The sequence below is a fragment of the Kosakonia sp. genome, from assembly GCF_032052965.1.
In the GTDB taxonomy this organism is placed as follows: Bacteria; Pseudomonadota; Gammaproteobacteria; order Enterobacterales; family Enterobacteriaceae; genus Kosakonia.
Window position 1 is genome coordinate 1 of the sequence record NZ_DAMBVN010000003.1, and the last position, 15,464, is coordinate 15,464.

15 protein-coding genes and 1 pseudogene are annotated in these 15,464 nt (G+C 50.3%); 9 read left to right on the top strand and 7 right to left on the bottom strand.

The annotated features are described in order from the left end of the window. The first annotated feature begins 19 nt into the window (after nt 1-19). The 3 genes from RTX30_RS05085 (at nt 20) to RTX30_RS05095 (ending at nt 1,792) form a co-directional block, all read left to right on the top strand. Nucleotides 20-607, top strand: coding sequence for an alpha/beta fold hydrolase (locus tag RTX30_RS05085; RefSeq protein ID WP_312688192.1), 588 nt, complete (start codon nt 20-22; stop codon nt 605-607). A gap of 355 nt (nt 608-962) precedes the next feature. After that, nucleotides 963-1,334: a hypothetical protein gene (locus tag RTX30_RS05090; RefSeq protein WP_312687481.1), complete on the top strand. Its 372-nt coding sequence runs from the start codon at nt 963-965 to the stop codon at nt 1,332-1,334. After that, entirely contained in the window at nt 1,334-1,792 is a 459-nt protein-coding gene (locus RTX30_RS05095; RefSeq protein ID WP_312687482.1) for a DUF3828 domain-containing protein, read from the top strand. The genes RTX30_RS05090 and RTX30_RS05095 overlap by 1 nt, the downstream gene beginning before the upstream one ends. Before the next feature lie 133 nt (nt 1,793-1,925). Here the strand turns inward: RTX30_RS05095 and RTX30_RS05100 are convergent. The 3 genes and pseudogenes from RTX30_RS05100 to RTX30_RS05110 form a co-directional block, all read right to left on the bottom strand. Further along, nucleotides 1,926-2,169, bottom strand: a pseudogene (locus tag RTX30_RS05100) (tyrosine-type recombinase/integrase); the annotation flags it as partial. A gap of 184 nt (nt 2,170-2,353) precedes the next feature. Further along, nucleotides 2,354-2,836, bottom strand: a complete 483-nt coding sequence (locus RTX30_RS05105) for a glutathione peroxidase (RefSeq protein ID WP_312687484.1) — start codon at nt 2,834-2,836, stop codon at nt 2,354-2,356. A gap of 247 nt (nt 2,837-3,083) precedes the next feature. Further along, on the bottom strand, nt 3,084-4,001 hold the full coding sequence (locus RTX30_RS05110) for a LysR family transcriptional regulator (RefSeq protein WP_312687486.1): 918 nt from the start codon (nt 3,999-4,001) through the stop codon (nt 3,084-3,086). Nucleotides 4,002-4,104: 103 nt separating this feature from the next. Between RTX30_RS05110 and RTX30_RS05115 the strand changes: the two genes are divergently transcribed. From RTX30_RS05115 to RTX30_RS05130, 4 genes are all read left to right on the top strand, one after another. Continuing rightward, entirely contained in the window at nt 4,105-5,298 is a 1,194-nt protein-coding gene (locus tag RTX30_RS05115) for an MFS transporter (protein ID WP_312687488.1), read from the top strand. 866 nt (nt 5,299-6,164) lie between these two features. Further along, the gene (locus tag RTX30_RS05120; RefSeq protein ID WP_312687491.1) at nt 6,165-7,184 is read left to right on the top strand and encodes an iron-containing redox enzyme family protein; all 1,020 of its coding nucleotides are present in this window, start codon (nt 6,165-6,167) and stop codon (nt 7,182-7,184) included. A gap of 57 nt (nt 7,185-7,241) precedes the next feature. Further along, nucleotides 7,242-8,153 carry a DMT family transporter gene (locus RTX30_RS05125; protein ID WP_312687493.1) on the top strand — a complete coding sequence of 304 codons (912 nt, stop codon included), beginning with the start codon at nt 7,242-7,244 and terminating at the stop codon, nt 8,151-8,153. A gap of 76 nt (nt 8,154-8,229) precedes the next feature. Then, nucleotides 8,230-8,661 (top strand): SRPBCC family protein, encoded by a 432-nt coding sequence (locus RTX30_RS05130; RefSeq protein ID WP_312687495.1) that lies wholly within the window; start codon nt 8,230-8,232, stop codon nt 8,659-8,661. A gap of 116 nt (nt 8,662-8,777) precedes the next feature. Here the strand turns inward: RTX30_RS05130 and RTX30_RS05135 are convergent, their stop codons facing one another. Continuing rightward, nucleotides 8,778-9,071, bottom strand: a complete 294-nt coding sequence (locus RTX30_RS05135) for a DUF1330 domain-containing protein (protein ID WP_312687497.1) — start codon at nt 9,069-9,071, stop codon at nt 8,778-8,780. Nucleotides 9,072-9,320: 249 nt separating this feature from the next. On the opposite strand from RTX30_RS05135, the gene RTX30_RS05140 reads away from it, so the two are divergent. Beyond that, nucleotides 9,321-10,250, top strand: a complete 930-nt coding sequence (locus RTX30_RS05140) for a LysR family transcriptional regulator (protein ID WP_312687499.1) — start codon at nt 9,321-9,323, stop codon at nt 10,248-10,250. Between the two features lie 129 nt (nt 10,251-10,379). Here RTX30_RS05140 and RTX30_RS05145 read toward each other — a convergent pair whose 3' ends face one another. Next, complete coding sequence (locus RTX30_RS05145; RefSeq protein WP_312687501.1) at nt 10,380-11,768, bottom strand: ATP-binding protein; 1,389 nt, start codon at nt 11,766-11,768, stop codon at nt 10,380-10,382. Next, entirely contained in the window at nt 11,768-12,445 is a 678-nt protein-coding gene (locus tag RTX30_RS05150) for a response regulator transcription factor (RefSeq protein ID WP_312687503.1), read from the bottom strand. The genes RTX30_RS05145 and RTX30_RS05150 overlap by 1 nt, the downstream gene beginning before the upstream one ends. Before the next feature lie 206 nt (nt 12,446-12,651). Here RTX30_RS05150 and RTX30_RS05155 point away from each other — a divergent pair, with 206 nt between their 5' ends. Then, nucleotides 12,652-13,488: a MipA/OmpV family protein gene (locus tag RTX30_RS05155; RefSeq protein WP_312687505.1), complete on the top strand. Its 837-nt coding sequence runs from the start codon at nt 12,652-12,654 to the stop codon at nt 13,486-13,488. A 242-nt stretch (nt 13,489-13,730) separates the two neighbouring features. Here the strand turns inward: RTX30_RS05155 and RTX30_RS05160 are convergent, their stop codons facing one another. Beyond that, a complete protein-coding gene (locus tag RTX30_RS05160) occupies nt 13,731-15,368 on the bottom strand; it encodes a hypothetical protein (RefSeq protein WP_312687508.1) in 1,638 nt (545 codons plus the stop codon). Nucleotides 15,369-15,464: the final 96 nt, after the last annotated feature.

The following is a 15,464-nucleotide window of genomic DNA, read 5'->3' on the forward strand; positions in this document are numbered from 1 at the left end:
AACCAACCGACATTACTAACTGAAGGTTGTATCTAATCCTGGGGGCAGGTCACACGGCGCTAGCGCCAAATCAGAGGTACAGGATGGTTATACAAGAGAAAATCAGGCTCTGTCTCTTGTGAAACTAATGGATGCGCTGGGCTATGACAAAGCGAATGTGATCGGCTACTCAGCCGGAGCCTGGTTGGCAATGGGACTGCTGGATTTGTATCCTGAACGGGTGGCTTCCGTTGTTTTAGGTGGTTGGGACTGCTTAAACGGGATTCCGGAAACACCTTTCGGCAAACTCAGTTTTGAAATGTTTATGGACTTCGCTCGAGAGACTGCACCCGAGCTCACCCATTCTCTGTCAGCTGCGGATGAGAGAAGTGCGGAGTGCTTTTTTAATGAACTCAGTAAACACTGCAACGATGATGGCGATTTACTGACCCGAAGCACACCTAAATTATTTTGGGTGGGAGCCAGTGATCCCTACTACACGCCTATGTCAAAACTGGCAGAGAAACAGGTAATACCGTTGATTTTAGGTAAAGGAGACCATCTGGGTGAAGTGAATAACCCGGACAGGACAACAGTAATGGAGATACTTAAATTCATTAAAGGCTAGATATTTTCCTGGTATCTAAGAGGGTCCTGAGACCCACATGTTCCCACGTCTGGCATGGACCGGACGGACCGTCCGTTTTGAGCGAGGAGCGGACAATGAGAAGTGCCGTTGGATTCCCGTTTTTTATGGCCGGAAAATTCTTCTGCAAAACTGAGTGAAAATTAGATAGCCACGACCAGCTCCGATCGTCAAGATACTTGTCTGCTTGAGCTTGATTTTTGTTGGCTGCTACACAGCACGCTATTGAAGGTGAAAGGGTAGGAAATAAGATAACTCTCATCTGTTGCTTTTCATAATGATGTAACATTACAGCGCTTTGCAATGCTTGGTGCTCGTTGTCTTCAGAGGGAATTTTATGGGATGGAATAAAGAAGCAGCAGTGGATTATCTTATAAAACACGCAGGGCAGACTTCAAAGAGTAAGTGTGCAGTTTATACGCGCCTGGCTATTGCAGCCGGAGGAATAAATATTCTGAATACAGAATACGCAAAAGATTATGGCAATTCACTGCTCAAGGCGGGATTCACTGCTTTACCCTCATCTTCAAATCCTGAAAAGGGCGATGTTGTTGTTATTCAGCCATATCCTGGAAGCCGCCTTCAGGCTGGCCATATGGCTATGTTTGATGGGAAAACGTGGTATTCCGATTTTAAACAAAATGGTTTATATCCCGGTAATGGTTACCGGAGGAATCACCCACCTTACGTTATCTACAGGAAGAATTGATGCGCCTGATACTCACCTTTGTTCTGGCTTTTTACCTGCCTTTTGCCAGTGCAAGTGCACCCGTTAGTGCTCAGAAGAGCGTCACAGAGTTCTATCAATTTTATCTGGCCGATTTTACTAATCTCTCTCCAGATAATTCTGCCCATAAACAAAAAATGACACAGTGGGTATCAAAAAAGCTCCTTGCCCGCCTTGATGCGATCTACAACATTCCCGAACAAGAGTTTCTTGAAGCTGATTATTTTACCTATACGCAAGATTATGCAACTGAATGGATATATCGCTTACGTACAACCCCTGGCATTGCGGATGGCAGCAGCCAGAGAGTGGATGTCTGGTTGGGTATACAGGATAATAAATATAAGCATTTGCAGGTCTGGACCCGAAGGGAAGATGGCGAATGGAAAATCTGGCGAGTGGTTGATGTAGGAAACCATATCGAGCAGAAGCTCTATTGAGTTCTTAAATTATCCGGTGGAAAAGCCTGTGGCGATGTAAGTATCCCCACAAAACGAACCATTAATTTTTTAAGAGTCTCCAGGACGCCAACTTTCGCTCCTGGCACAGGGCTGCTGTTGCAGCCCTCACAAATTAAACTTCAATAGACTCAGATATCTCCAGGGCATCATCCACTTCAGTACCGAGGTAACGGACTGTACTTCGAGTTTTTTGTGACCTAACAGTAGCTGGATCACTCGAAGATTCTTCGTTTTTTATAGATCAGATATGGCTTGGTTCTTCGCATAGAATGCGTACTTTACAGAGTCTCGTCGAGATCCAGCTTATCAATCCATCCATGAAAAATACGGTTATATTGCCTGGTTGAGATATGTCGTGAAGAACCGATGACCTGTTCCCCGTAAATCAACGCAAACTGATGTCAGCAACGTCCACTCCTGGCACAAAGCTACCCGTGAGAAGCCCGGAGCGGGCAGCTTGAGCAAAAAAGCGAACTGTTATCAACCGGTGAATGAAGTTCGAAAGCGTTCAAAATCAAATGGCTTGAAATACCAACCCCGTCAGGTTTCAAGAGCAGCTAAGATTGCCGCTTCCATTTTCTCCGGGGTGGTGATCGGTGCAAAACGCTTGAGTGGTTTACCGTCGCGTCCGATCAGAAATTTAGTGAAGTTCCACATGATCCGCCCACCAAACACACCGGGTAATGCGTTTTTCAAATAGCGAAATACCGGGTGCGCTGCGCTTCCGTTGACCTCGACTTTCCCGAACATTGGGAAACTCACCCCGTAATTGATGAGACAGGTTTGGGCTATTTCGTCGGCGCTGCCGGGCTCCTGTTTACCAAACTGGTTGCAGGGGAAACCAAGCACCACTAAACCTTGGGCGGCGTATTTCTTATAGAGCGTCTCAAGGCCACCGTATTGTGGCGTGAATCCACACCGGCTGGCGGTATTAACGACCAGAACCACCTTACCGGCATAGTCGCTCATAGCGATAAGCTGACCGCCCAGACTGGTGGCGGTAAGTTGATGAAAGGGTGTCATAGCGGGATCCTTAAAGCAGAACCTGTTCAGTGTCGACACTGCCACGCAGCATGTTGCTGCCGGTGAACAGGCCATGTGGAGCCAATCCCTTTCTGAGGGTGTAGCAGGTCAGGGATCGCGCGGTACATCTTTGCAAAGTCGAACGAAAAGAACAACAAACAGGCAGCCCGAAGCGAGAAGAATACGTTCTATTTTAAGTGGAGATGCATTGTGCCAGCTCCATTCGCTATGGCAATTCACTGCCGCCTCAGGTTGCTAAGGTTATATCGTTCAATTTCTGCTGCATGAAATCAATAAGCGCTCTTGTTTTCGCCGGCAAATAACGCCGATCTGAATAAAGTGCAAACAATTGCAATGGCGCAGCCGCTTGTTCGAACTCAACCTCAATTAACCGTCCATCGCGAATATAAGGTTGGCAGGCTTGTTTCGACAGAATGGCAAAACCCACACCCGCTACCGCAGCGCGTCCTGCCATCTCTCCGCTGTTTACCCGATAATGCCCGTTCACCTTAATTGTCTCGAATCCCCCCTTAATATTGACAAACTGCCAGGGCGCACCTTTCAGTGCACTTACCGTGGTAATACAGGGTAACGTTTCAAATTGCTGAATATGAGAAGGCGTGCCATAACGCTGAATGACGGAGGGAGCAGCAACCACGGTGCAAGGGATAGTCATCAAATGACGGGCTATATAGTCACTGTCATCCAACTGACCACGAGTAATAATGACCGCTAAATCCAGCTCATCTCTCAGGGATTCAAAACCTGACAAATTGGTGACACAGCTTATTTCCAGATCCGGGTACTGGCAGGCAAAATCGGCGATAACAGAACCCAACAATGCAGGACCTACTTCATTGGGAATACAGAGGCGCAACGGGCCCTTGAGCTGCATTTGTCGCGATGTTAATTCGGTTTCAGTTTGCTCCAGTGCCTCCAGTAAGGGTTTCGCGCGTAAATAGAGCACATGCCCCGCCTGCGTGAGTTTCATATAACGGGTGCTACGCTCAATAAGCTGAAGATGTAGTCTTTCCTCTAATTGAGAAATACAACGGCTCACATTGGATGACGGCATTTCGAGGACTTTCGCAGCCCCAATAAAACTGTCGTTTTCAACCACTGCAATGAAGACTTTCAGGGCAGTAAAGTCAAGAGCTGGACGCATTAGCTATCCCACAATTGATAATAATGATCGCCATTTTTACCATCTAATCATCATTTTTGATAGCGGTTAAACTCGGATATCTTTCATCCACAGGTTGCTTGCTATGCCACCGATCACCCCAATGTTTGATCATAAAGCCCTTATGCGGATAGCCATTGTTATGGCTTTTATCCAGTTCACGAATGCGCTGGAATACATGATGTTTAACCCTGTATTTGCGTTTATGGCCGCAGATTTCTCAGTTCCCGTCTCATTCTCCGGCTATGTGTCCGGGATGTACACCTCGGGTGCAGTCCTTTCGGGTGTTATCGCTTTTTACCGGATTGGTCGTTTCAATAAAAAACGTTTTTTAATCGCCAATATGGCACTACTGGGCCTGCTGACACTTTTGACCACATTCACCGCCAGTTTTAGTCTCCTGCTGATATTACGATTCTGTGCAGGCTTAGTTGGAGGGACAACAATGGGGGTGGGTACCAGTATATTAATCAATAACGCACCGACTCACCTGCGCGGAAAAATGCTGGCAACGGTCATTGCGGCATTTTCGTTGGTAAGCATTGCAGGAATGCCGGCTATATTATTTTTGTGCACGCATTATGGCTGGCACGTTGCGTTGTGGTTAATCAGTGTACTTTGTTTATTGGCCTTGCCGCTAAGCGTATTCATCCTACCCGCAGACGCTGGCTCTTACGACACGCTCCGCACGCCGCCTCTTGATGGGAATACTTTATTGTTTGCATCCAGTAATGCGCTTGTACAGTTTAGTCCAATGCTGGTCATTCCTGTTCTGGTACCGTTAATGACACGGCAACTGGGCGCTTCGCAAGACTTGTTGCCCTGGTTGTTCTTCGGCGGGGGTGTGGCAGGTTATCTGTCTACAAAAATTACCGGCCTGTTAATCTCCCGGTTTTCTGCTTTAGTTTTGGCTACAGGTTCAACAATCCTCTTTATCGTGAGTTTGCTCATTCCCGTCCTGGGATATTCGCACGCGGCGTTATTTATCACTTTATTTCTCGGTGCGTCTTACAGTCGCCTGGTTGTATCTTCGGTGGTGACGATCCCGTTTCCAGATGACAGACACCGGGCGGAATTCTCTTCATTACAGACATCAATCATGTATCTGATTACAACCGTCGCATTTTTCCTGTCTGCTTTTTTATTACCTGAACATGGTATGGCACCACAAAATGTGAATACGTTGCTGGCGGTTTGTGCCGTTTCCGCATCAGGGTTCCCGATTATCGTTATCATTCTGCAAAAGAAACTGGCTAAACGTACTGCCCAGCCAGACTAACTCATCATTGATGAGTTCTGGCTCTTATTTCTAACGAAGGGTGAAGGATAAGATAAATCTCGTGTTTACTGTTTGCCCTGTTATGCATTCCACGGTCAGCCACTGCCGGTAAAGGGAGGCTATCCGGCTGTTTAATACAGGCAATCCCGGCTATCTGGGTGATTTGCGGAAAAGGAAAACAAAAAAATCGGCAGGGGACATCATCTCCTGCCGGCCAGACACATAAAGCGGCACCGTGACCTTGTGCTCTGCATCCCGACCTGGTAACAGCCATCGTCTGCAGAGATGAGGGGCAATCTTGTGCGTGTGCCGCACACTATAGAGATATTCAGGTAGATTTTTCACGGTCCACGCCTGGCATAAGACAGACCCGGCACATGCCCATGTCCACACCGCGCGTAAAAAAGACTGTCGTGTGGCAAAACATTCTTTTCGAGGATGCCTTACATAATAAAAATTACATTACCCTTCATGAAAAATACTATAATAATGAAATCCGTTAATAGCTAAAAAATATAAACATCTCACTCCCACAGAGTGCATCTCAATCAATCCCATACTGGCATTAACATTTGCACCATTACAGTTTACTTTTAAAATGGATATTATGAAAAATAATATACCTTGCATTTCAGAGCAGGTTTTCTATTAATTTTTTGCAAATAACTCACAAATTACCCCCCCCGCATTTTCGTTACAAGTTAATTATCAATCGCTGAAGGATTCATGAAAAAAACCGCTGGGATAAACCGCAACCAAAAAGGCTTTTATTGCTAAAATATATGCTTTTTTATGTGATCAAGATCACAATACCACTATCTGCAATAACCACAGAATTAGAGAGGCTAATAAAAAAGGACATCAGCATGTTTAATATCAGCAGGATTGAACCCGTATTTAAAGAAGATATGTATGGTTTCACACAGAGCCTGCTCAGTTATATCAATGGCGAAACGAATAAATCACCGGATAGCGAAACACTGCGCGATATAATGCAACGGGCCTATTATCAGGGCGTGGCCTCCGACCAGAAAATTGCCCAGCATGCACTTTTTATTATTTACCAGAGCGTACTGGCCCACCCGCTCTCCGCCCCTGCATCACACCAGTACGACCCGGCGCTGCTGGAAATTAAAAAGACCATTGAGGATGGATGGCTGGAACATGAATTCGGCCAGCTTTCTGTGCCCCAGGAGGTGAACACAGCCCCGCATTATGGGGATTATTTAAAAACAGTGTGGCATGCACATAATGCCTCACATCATCCTCTTTTTGAGTTTCTGGAAAAGGACGCCTCAACAGAGCAACTTTATTATTTTTTTAAAAGTGACAGCGCACTCAACCTGATTTTCTTTGATCTGGTGGCTTACACCCTCATAGGCTCCCAGCCAGAAACACGTGGAACGATCAGTGAAAACCTGTGGGATGAAATAGGGCATGGTGACAATGTCTTCACACATGTCAATCTTTATAAGGACGTGCTGGCACGGCAGGATATAAAACTCCCTGATAACCATTACATCGACATGTACGGGGCTGAGGCCCTGGCCGGGCATAATGCCTTTATGATCGGTTCCGTTAACCGTAGCCACTATTACAAATTGCTGGGGGTAATGGCGATGACTGAAGTACTCGATCCGCCCCAGTATGAAAAACTGGTTAATGGATGCCTGCGTCTGGGGCTTATCGATCGCGATGTAAAATATTATACGGAACACATCACTATTGATATCAAGCACGGGGATGACTGGCTGTATAACGTTATTGATGTGATCGCCGAGCGGTACCCTGAAACCCGCAAAGAATTCTATCTCGGCAGTTTACTGAGGCTGAGGACTGCGGAGCGCTATTACGATCAACTGATGCAGAAACTGACGAAACTCTGATGATACCGGCCCGGAGAGCGCTCCGGGTTTTTAATTGTGCTGAACGGGAGTGAATGTGTGGCTTACTTATTACTGGCGCTGGCCGCAATTTTTTGGGGTGGGAACTATGTCGTGGGGCATATACTGGTGCAGTACGTCGACCCCTATGGGCTGAGTCTGATCCGCTGGGGTGGCACCACCCTGCTGATGCTTTCATTTTACTGGAAGCGATTCTGCATCGATTTCGCCTCATTGCGAAAGAATATTCGCATAAATATTCTCCTCTCTTTTTTGGGCCAGGTTTGTTTCCCACTGAGTTTATATATCGGCCTTCAGTACACAACCTCCCTTAACGCAGCTATCTACATCTCCAGTACCCCCTGCCTGGTTCTGTTTATTAATCATTTCCTTTTTCGCGAATCCATTTCGGCGCGAAATATTGCTGGCGTTGTGGCCAGTACGGTGGGGGTGCTGTACCTCGCATTTTCCAGTGCCAGTGGCAACGGGCGGATGCAGGCTTTTGGCTGGGGGGATGTGCTGACCATTATTTCCGCATTGAGTTGGGCATTTTATTGCGCGTTCTTACGCCTTAAAGACACCTCGGTAACAAATACGTCCTTTGTCGCTTTCAGTTCCCTGCTGGGTACGTTAATTCTCGTACCGATGTTTATCCTGCATGCCCTGTTCGCACCGGAGTACCAGGGCGTTATTTACCGAGTGTCCCCCTCCGTCATCGCCGGTATTCTTTACCTGATTATTTTCCCGTCATGGCTCTCCTATGTGTTCTGGAATAAAGGCGTATCACTAATAGGTACCACCCGGAGTGAGATTTATACCCATCTTATCCCTGTCTCCGGCGGTATTATGGGCATCGTGTTTCTTGGCAATGAACTCCGAACTTACCACATCGTTACACTGGTTTTGATTGTGTCAGGTATCGTGTGCTGTTCGGCCCGACATCGCGTCAACCACACCCGCGAACAACAATGAGGCTTGGCATTTTGGCGTTGCGCCATTATAACTACACATTCAATGTGTCCATTTACGCTATCCGATGAGCAATTTTATGAATGAAGACAACGCCTGGAATAAGTCTTATAAGATCACGGTAAGAAGCAAGCCGGAAGCAATATGGCAGGCGTTTGTCGACACCGATAACTGGAAGCGATGGAACCCTGGCGTAAAATCGATCACTATCGAGGGGCCATTCCAGACGGGAACATGGTTCACCATGGAATTACCGCAAGGCGATATTGTCCGTAGTCAGCTCACCGATGTTTCAGAAGAAAAACATTTCATTGATGAGACATGGGTGGATGAAACACGGGTCAAAGTTGAACATCGTATTGAGGCATCCGGCCCCGGTGAGAGTACTTTGATTTATGCTATTAGTACCCATGGGCCTCAGGCGAAGGTTTTCGGAGAAGGAATTAGCGCGGACTTCCCGGAAGTGATGGAGGGATTAGCTCAATACCTTGCCGAAACAGATTCACTGTAAATGATATTTGAAAGCATCAAGCCTCTCCCCCCATCATTGAAGTTCATGCCGCAGAGCGGGCTGAAAAAAGGCATCAAGCCGGCTCTGAACATGACGCGGACATTACACCTTGCATATTAATGCGCGGCACCTTCAACCAATACAAACGTTCCGGTTGCAGCACCCGACCGTATTGACCTTGCTGCCTGATAGTCCGGGCTTTCATAAAAACGTTTCGCTTCCGCAAAAGAATCGAATTCAAAAACGACATGACGATCATGCGATTCGCCCTCCAGATTTTCGTACTGCCCGGACCAGGCAATTATCTTCGGATTAAAATTCTTCATGACCTCTCCGGCCGCTTTGGCATACTCAGCGTATGCGACGGGGTCTGTAACAGTCACATGGGCGATTAAATAACCTTTATTCATCTCTTTATCCTTTCAGGCGAGGGTGTATTCCAGCGTAAGTCCATAAAAAAGCGATAACTTAAGCTGAACTGGTTTTCAGACTTCAGTGTCACCCGATGTATTTACGATGCGTTCACGATGTTTTGCTTATCCATCCCGTTACCCTCATCAAGCGTGATGCGAGATACGCGGTGTGAAAGCAGTCTATTAAGTATTAATATCGCCATAAATAGCGAAAAAAATAACGCACTGTTACCCAAAAGGTGAACAATGAAAAATCTGGACGCATTGATAATTTTTGCGCGTGTGGCGGAAATGAAGAGCTTTACGCAGGCGGCTGAAAGTTTAGGCATCCAGAAAGGACGCGCGTCTGTGGTAGTCCGCGAGCTTGAACAAGAGGTCGGTGCGACGCTTTTACACCGGACAACGCGAACAGTGCAGTTGACGGAAGACGGGCGGACTTTTTATTCGCGCGCCCGCGACCTTCTTTCAGAAGCCGAGGAATTGAAATCCATGTTCTCCCTCGAGGGGACATCCCTGCGAGGGAGGATACGCGTTGACATGCCCACGGTATTGACACAGAGCGTGGTGATCCCTGCTCTGCCCCAGTTGATGGAAGCACACCCTGACCTTGAAATTGAGCTTTCAAGTACTGACCGCCGGGTCGATCCGGTTCAGGAAGGGTTTGACTGCGTGGTTCGTCTCGGCCCCGTTGTTGATGAGACGCTTATTGCACGTCCACTGGGACATCTGCGCATGATCAATGCCGCAAGCCCGCGTTATCTGGAGCGATTTGGGGTACCACAGTCTCTGGATGATCTGCTCAAACAGCAGCACAGGATGGTGCACTATGTGCGTAATTTGGGTTCGAAACCTGACGGTTGGTCGTATCCGACGAGTGCTGGCTATAAGTCGCTGATCTTACCTGGCGCGGTGAAAGTCAACAGCGTACCGGATTATCATGAGGCAGGGCTGGCGGGGTTAGGTTTGATTCAGGGCGGTTATTCCTCGCTGTTACCTCACATCAAACGTGGCGCGCTGGTGGAAGTTCTTCCCGACTTGCGTCCAGAGCCGCTCGCGGCGTTTTTTGTCGTTGCGCACCGGCGTAATTTGTCGCAGCGAGTCCGGGCCTTTATGCACTGGACTGAAGATATTTTAAAACCTTACTTTGACAGTCCTCAGGCTTCATCATCGGTATAAGTAAGGCAAGTTTGCCACGTCCGCATTTGGCGCAAAGCGCCTGCATTACACCGCGTCGATACGCACCCGCCTTGCCTCATGCCAATACCTGCGATTGCCCCCAGCCCTCCGCGGGTTGCGGGCGAATGTTCAGGCAGATGTGTAGCCTGGGAAATCAACCGTTACCATGAGGCCACCTTCTGCAGACGTGCTCAGGCCAACGCTGCTGTTGTGCTGCTGCGCAACCGCTTTGACGATTGCCAGGCCCAGGCCACTCCCGCTTTGCATCTGATTTGGATCGCGAAAAAATCTGTCAAACACCCGTTCTCTTAACTCAACGGGAATGCCGGGCCCGGCATCGGAGACTCGGAGCTGCGTGGCGGTGTCGAATGATCGCACATCCACTTCTACCCGTCCGCCCTCTGGACTGTACTTCACGGCATTTTCAATCACATTATCAATCAGCGACATCAGGCGTTCCCTCGCCCCTGTGATCCAGATTTCATCCTGCGTGTAGAATTCAAGTTCAATCCTGCGTTCGGCAGCGAGAGGGGCTAACGCAGCCATGCGCTCTTGTATGAGCGTGGTCAGCGGCACAGGCACCATAACCGTGTCAATGCGCGCTTCGCTGTGCATCATCAGCAGCAGTTGATTAACGAGGCGGGCCGCACGGCTATTGCTGCGAACAATCCCCGCAAGCAGCTCTTGTTGGCTATTGCTGCTGACATAGGACTGTAGCGCCTCAACGTTGATGCGCATTGCCGCCAGTGGCGTTCGCAATTCGTGGGCGGCGTCTGCAATGAAAACCCTTTCCCTTTCCGTGCTTTCTCGCACCCTGGCAAGGAATCCATTAACCGCATCGACCATTTGGCGAAGCTCCCTGTGCCTCGGGACTGCTTTTAAGGGAGAGAGATCTTCCGGCGTTCGTAAGGAAATTTCCCTTACCACTTTGCTCCAGGGGCGCATGGCAATGCGAATGGACAGCCACGCGGGAAACACAAGAAAAGGGATGCACACCAGCAACGGCAGTATGTAGTAGCCGCGCGAGTTAAGGTAAATAAAGAAGTTCCAGCCTCCGGCAGGAGTGATAAGTGTCACCTCCGCGTCGGAATTCCCGGACATCAGGGTACGGCTAGTCCAGGTACGACCGTCACTCTGAATACGCTGAATTTCCCCATAACGGGTGTTGGTCACACCCGTCGGGGCGCCAGCAGATGAAAACAGTATCGCGTTATTCTTGCGCACGATGAGGCTCACTGACAGTTCAGGATCATCACCACCGCCATAATCTTCCTGCAATGCCTTGCTGAACGCCGCTAGCACATTCGCCCGATCCTGCGGGCGATCGTCCATGCTATCAATCACGGTAAACAGGGTTTCGTAAGTCTTATTGCCCGTTAATATTGGGGGGCTGCGCAGGTCCTCCCACAAAACGTAGGTCAGAAAAAGGCACCAAAGCAGTGTAAGCAGTACCATCTGGGCGATCATAATTCGCCTGACGAGTGTTGGGTTCCTCAGGTGGTGCCAAAAATTTTGCATCAACCTGCTCCCTTCTGAATCGGTACGGTATCAATGACATACCCTACCCCCCTCACCGTGCGCACATAGCCGTCGCCGATTTTGCGACGCAGGTTCCCCATATGCACATCGAGCGCATTACTCATATTTTCTTTGGCACCAAAGATCCTCTCTTCCAGAAAACTGCGTGTCAGCACGCGATCAGCACGCAACATTAACGTTTCCAGCAGCGCGTATTCGCTGGCTGTCAATTCAACATGGCCCGTACTCACGGTGACGCGGCGCGTCGGCACATGGAGAGAGAGCCCGCGGATTTCGATCGCCTCATCCTGAAAACCATAACTGCGGCGTGCCAGGGCTCTCACCCTTGCCAACAACTCGGCGAGCACAAAAGGTTTGACCAGATAGTCGTCTGCACCGGCATCCAGCCCGCTCAGGCGATCTTGCAGGGTCCCTCGCGCAGTCAGGATGATGACAGGGATGCCCTTGCAATGCTGACGCAAGCACGCCATCAGGCTCATGCCATCGCCATCGGGCAGCCCGAGATCGAGCAGCACAAGTTCTGGCACACAAACATCAATTTGATGCAGCGCATCCTCTTTGCGGCGAACCCATATGACGTCAAATCCTTGATCAGCAAGCGCAATGCGCACGCCATTGCCAAGATCCAGGTCGTCTTCGATTAGGAGAATTTTCACGATGGTTACGGTATCAGCGGTGAATGAAGAACGTCTGAAGAAAAAATCGGTATCAGGAAATCTATCAGATTTACGTTACCAGTTTTTACTTCACTCTTTCTTCATTTTCGGCTCATCAGAACTTTAGGGTAAGCATTCAACATGAGCATTCTGGCGTTAACCACTTACTTCTATCGTAATCATTTGAATCCACAAGGACTTCTTTAATGAGAAATACCGAACTGCGTCATACATTCCCCCCATTGCGCTCGGGTCGCAGCCTGAAAAAAATAGTGCCGGGCGTTGCACTGGCGTTGCTCGCCACCCCAACACTGGCGGCAGAACAGCAACAAGCCACCGCGCTGACTCTGGGGGGAGGCGTGAATGTTGCGCCGCGTTATTCTGGTTCGGATAAGAGCCACGCCACAACCGCCCTGGTGCTTGATTACTCCATGGCAAATGGCTTCTTCATTAGCAGCACGCGGGGCATCGGTTACGGCAACACGCTCGGCAAGCTGAATTTCAGCGCTGCGCTGAGCTATCGCGCAGGCCGTAAGGATCATAACGCTGACAGTGGCTCGGTCAGCAGCGGCAGCGATGAGTTGCGGGGAATGGGCGACGTCAAAGGCTCGGCTATCGGTGTACCGACATTGGGGTACAAGGTGGCCGACTGGCTTAATTTGCAACTGCAGGCTGAAGTGCCGCTTTCTGAGCGAAGCAACGGTACGGCGCTGCATTTTGGCATTACCAGCCCGCTGTATACGTCAGCGAAAAACTCCGTGACGCTGGCCCTGACCGGCAATTGGGGGACGAGCCAGTATATGCAAACTTACTACGGCGTAAGCGCCTCACAGTCGGCCGCCTCAGGGTTTGCTCAGTATGATGCCGGTTCGGGAATGTATGCCTATGACATGAATATTGACTGGACCTACAAGCTCACCCCGGACTGGAGCATAGTGACGACAGCAGGCTATACGCAGCTAACGGGTGACGCCCGCAACAGCCCGATTGTGCAACGAAAATCATCACCCACGGGAAGCCTGATGGTGACCTATAGCTTCTGATCGTTATTCCACGTGTTTCGCGTCAGCGTGTGGCTCTTCACGCTCACTGACTACGCAGGCGATCCGCCCCGTTTCGGATAACGGGGCAAGCCTCAACTCCCCCCGCCCTGATCATGCCCGTTACGCAGCGTCTTTGCCCTTTGCCCTTTGCCCTTTGCCTCAGCTCAGGCTCCGGACACGCCGGGTAGCATCAGCCCGGAACAGAGCAAAAGCCAGGAGCGGAATGAACAGCATGTCGCTTACTACCCAGCGTTGCATTGCGCCAGTGCCTGCACTAACCGCGCACGAATTTGTTCGTCCGGCTCCTGCTGGCATGCCGTTTCAAGCAGGCTATGCGCCCCATCGGGAAGCGAATGCGGCGGCCAGCTTTCCAGCGCAGTGAGCGCCATATGGCGATTGCGGATCACCGGGCTGCGCAGACCCGTTTCGATAAAACGCCAGCCGATGCCGGGGAAGCGATCCAGCTCCTGCAGGATAAAGTCCAGCATGCCATGCTGCTGATAATGCGGGCCTACCCCCGTTTGCATATCCGGCCCGCTGGCAATCGCCGCCAGATCCAGCTGCGATTCGGCCAACCCCAGCACCTGCTCAATGCGCGCTGGAAAGCGGCTCTGCATTAAATCGTACCAGTTATTTTCCTGCGCATCGGCTGCCTGACGGTCAAAAACCACAGGCCAGGTATCAATGCCGAACAATTTCGCTGCCCGCAGCGTGATATAAAAATCCGGCGCGTCGCGGTTAGCAAGATTGCGTTCCACTCTTTGTCGCCATTTCGGCTGCGCGAAGATAGCCTGAACGTCGTCACGAATACGCTGGCGAAGATCTTCATTCCACCCCAGCGCGAGTAATGGTTCCCACTCCTTTTCGTCATCGTTCACAAAATAACCGATTGCATCCACATTGAGCAGATGGCGCAAATCATCCTCCGGCGACTGGCGGACCCGCGCCAGCCAGTGATAGCAGGCCTGTGCGCCATCGGCATAGTCGGCGATGTCGCGCGCAGGCCCGCCGTTAATTAGCGCCGAGAGAATGTCACCCGCGCCAGCCAACAATGCGGTATCCGGCTGGCCCTGCATTAATGCCGCCAGAAGCTGCCCTTTGGTGGCGCAATCCCAGGCGGTGTATTCCTGCATCACCGCATTGTCGTAGCCTTCACGCAGCAACCAACCGCGGGTCGCGGGGGATACCACTTCCGGCAAGCGTTCAATAAGCTGAATACGCCCCCAGCCCTGCACCCGTTTCGCCAGCGTCACCAGCGCATCTTCATGCAGATTTGCCGGCAACATGTTGTGCAACGCGACGGCGGTAAACAGGGTAAATTCTTCGTGCAGCCCGAGCGTAGTCACCCGCGCCCGGTTCTCTTCTGAAGGGAAAAAAGCCAACAACGCAATGGCGCATTTCACCGGGTTACGATCGGGGCTCTCTTGCGCCAGCCACTGCATCAGATCGTGAACTTTCTGCGGCGAGAGTGAGGCGGTCTGCGGCAGTTTTTCCATCAGGCTGTCAATGTAATCGATCGGTGAATGCCCGGTGAGCAATGCATACAGTTGCTGCAGGTTGCCGGGCGTGGGCTGCTCAGTCGCGGCAATCAGGGCGCTGACCAGTTGTTCCGCCGTTTCCTCTGCGTTTCCTCCACCGCCATGATGACCGAATGCACCATCCATGCCGCCAGCGACCCAGCGTAGCTCCCCTTGCAGGCGATCATCGTCCGGCAGGGTTTGTGCGCTTTCCGGCAGCGGACCGGCTTTCTGCGCATAAGGCAATAAAAAACGATAAAGGCTCTGCCGGTGGCTTTCCCAGGGGATCGGGAATGCACCATCTGTGGTGTTGGGTTGCGCGGGAGCGTGTTTGCCAAAGAGTTTTGCCAGCCATTGCTTCATGCGGGTTTCCTTATCAGAGATTCCTGCTCTAATTGATCTTGCGGCTTTTTATAGCGCATTCCTGATGCGCTTAATAGCGGTGATCCCCTGATCCAG

Coding starts and splice junctions, on each gene's coding strand:
- RTX30_RS05090 (WP_312687481.1), top strand. CDS start 963: ATGGGATGGAATAAAGAAGCAGCAGTGGATTATCTTATAAAACACGCA.
- RTX30_RS05155 (WP_312687505.1), top strand. CDS start 12,652: ATGAGAAATACCGAACTGCGTCATACATTCCCCCCATTGCGCTCGGGT.
- RTX30_RS05110 (WP_312687486.1), bottom strand. CDS start 4,001: ATGCGTCCAGCTCTTGACTTTACTGCCCTGAAAGTCTTCATTGCAGTG.
- RTX30_RS05145 (WP_312687501.1), bottom strand. CDS start 11,768: ATGCAAAATTTTTGGCACCACCTGAGGAACCCAACACTCGTCAGGCGA.
- RTX30_RS05095 (WP_312687482.1), top strand. CDS start 1,334: ATGCGCCTGATACTCACCTTTGTTCTGGCTTTTTACCTGCCTTTTGCC.
- RTX30_RS05135 (WP_312687497.1), bottom strand. CDS start 9,071: ATGAATAAAGGTTATTTAATCGCCCATGTGACTGTTACAGACCCCGTC.
- RTX30_RS05140 (WP_312687499.1), top strand. CDS start 9,321: ATGAAAAATCTGGACGCATTGATAATTTTTGCGCGTGTGGCGGAAATG.
- RTX30_RS05115 (WP_312687488.1), top strand. CDS start 4,105: ATGCCACCGATCACCCCAATGTTTGATCATAAAGCCCTTATGCGGATA.
- RTX30_RS05105 (WP_312687484.1), bottom strand. CDS start 2,836: ATGACACCCTTTCATCAACTTACCGCCACCAGTCTGGGCGGTCAGCTT.
- RTX30_RS05130 (WP_312687495.1), top strand. CDS start 8,230: ATGAATGAAGACAACGCCTGGAATAAGTCTTATAAGATCACGGTAAGA.
- RTX30_RS05160 (WP_312687508.1), bottom strand. CDS start 15,368: ATGAAGCAATGGCTGGCAAAACTCTTTGGCAAACACGCTCCCGCGCAA.
- RTX30_RS05120 (WP_312687491.1), top strand. CDS start 6,165: ATGTTTAATATCAGCAGGATTGAACCCGTATTTAAAGAAGATATGTAT.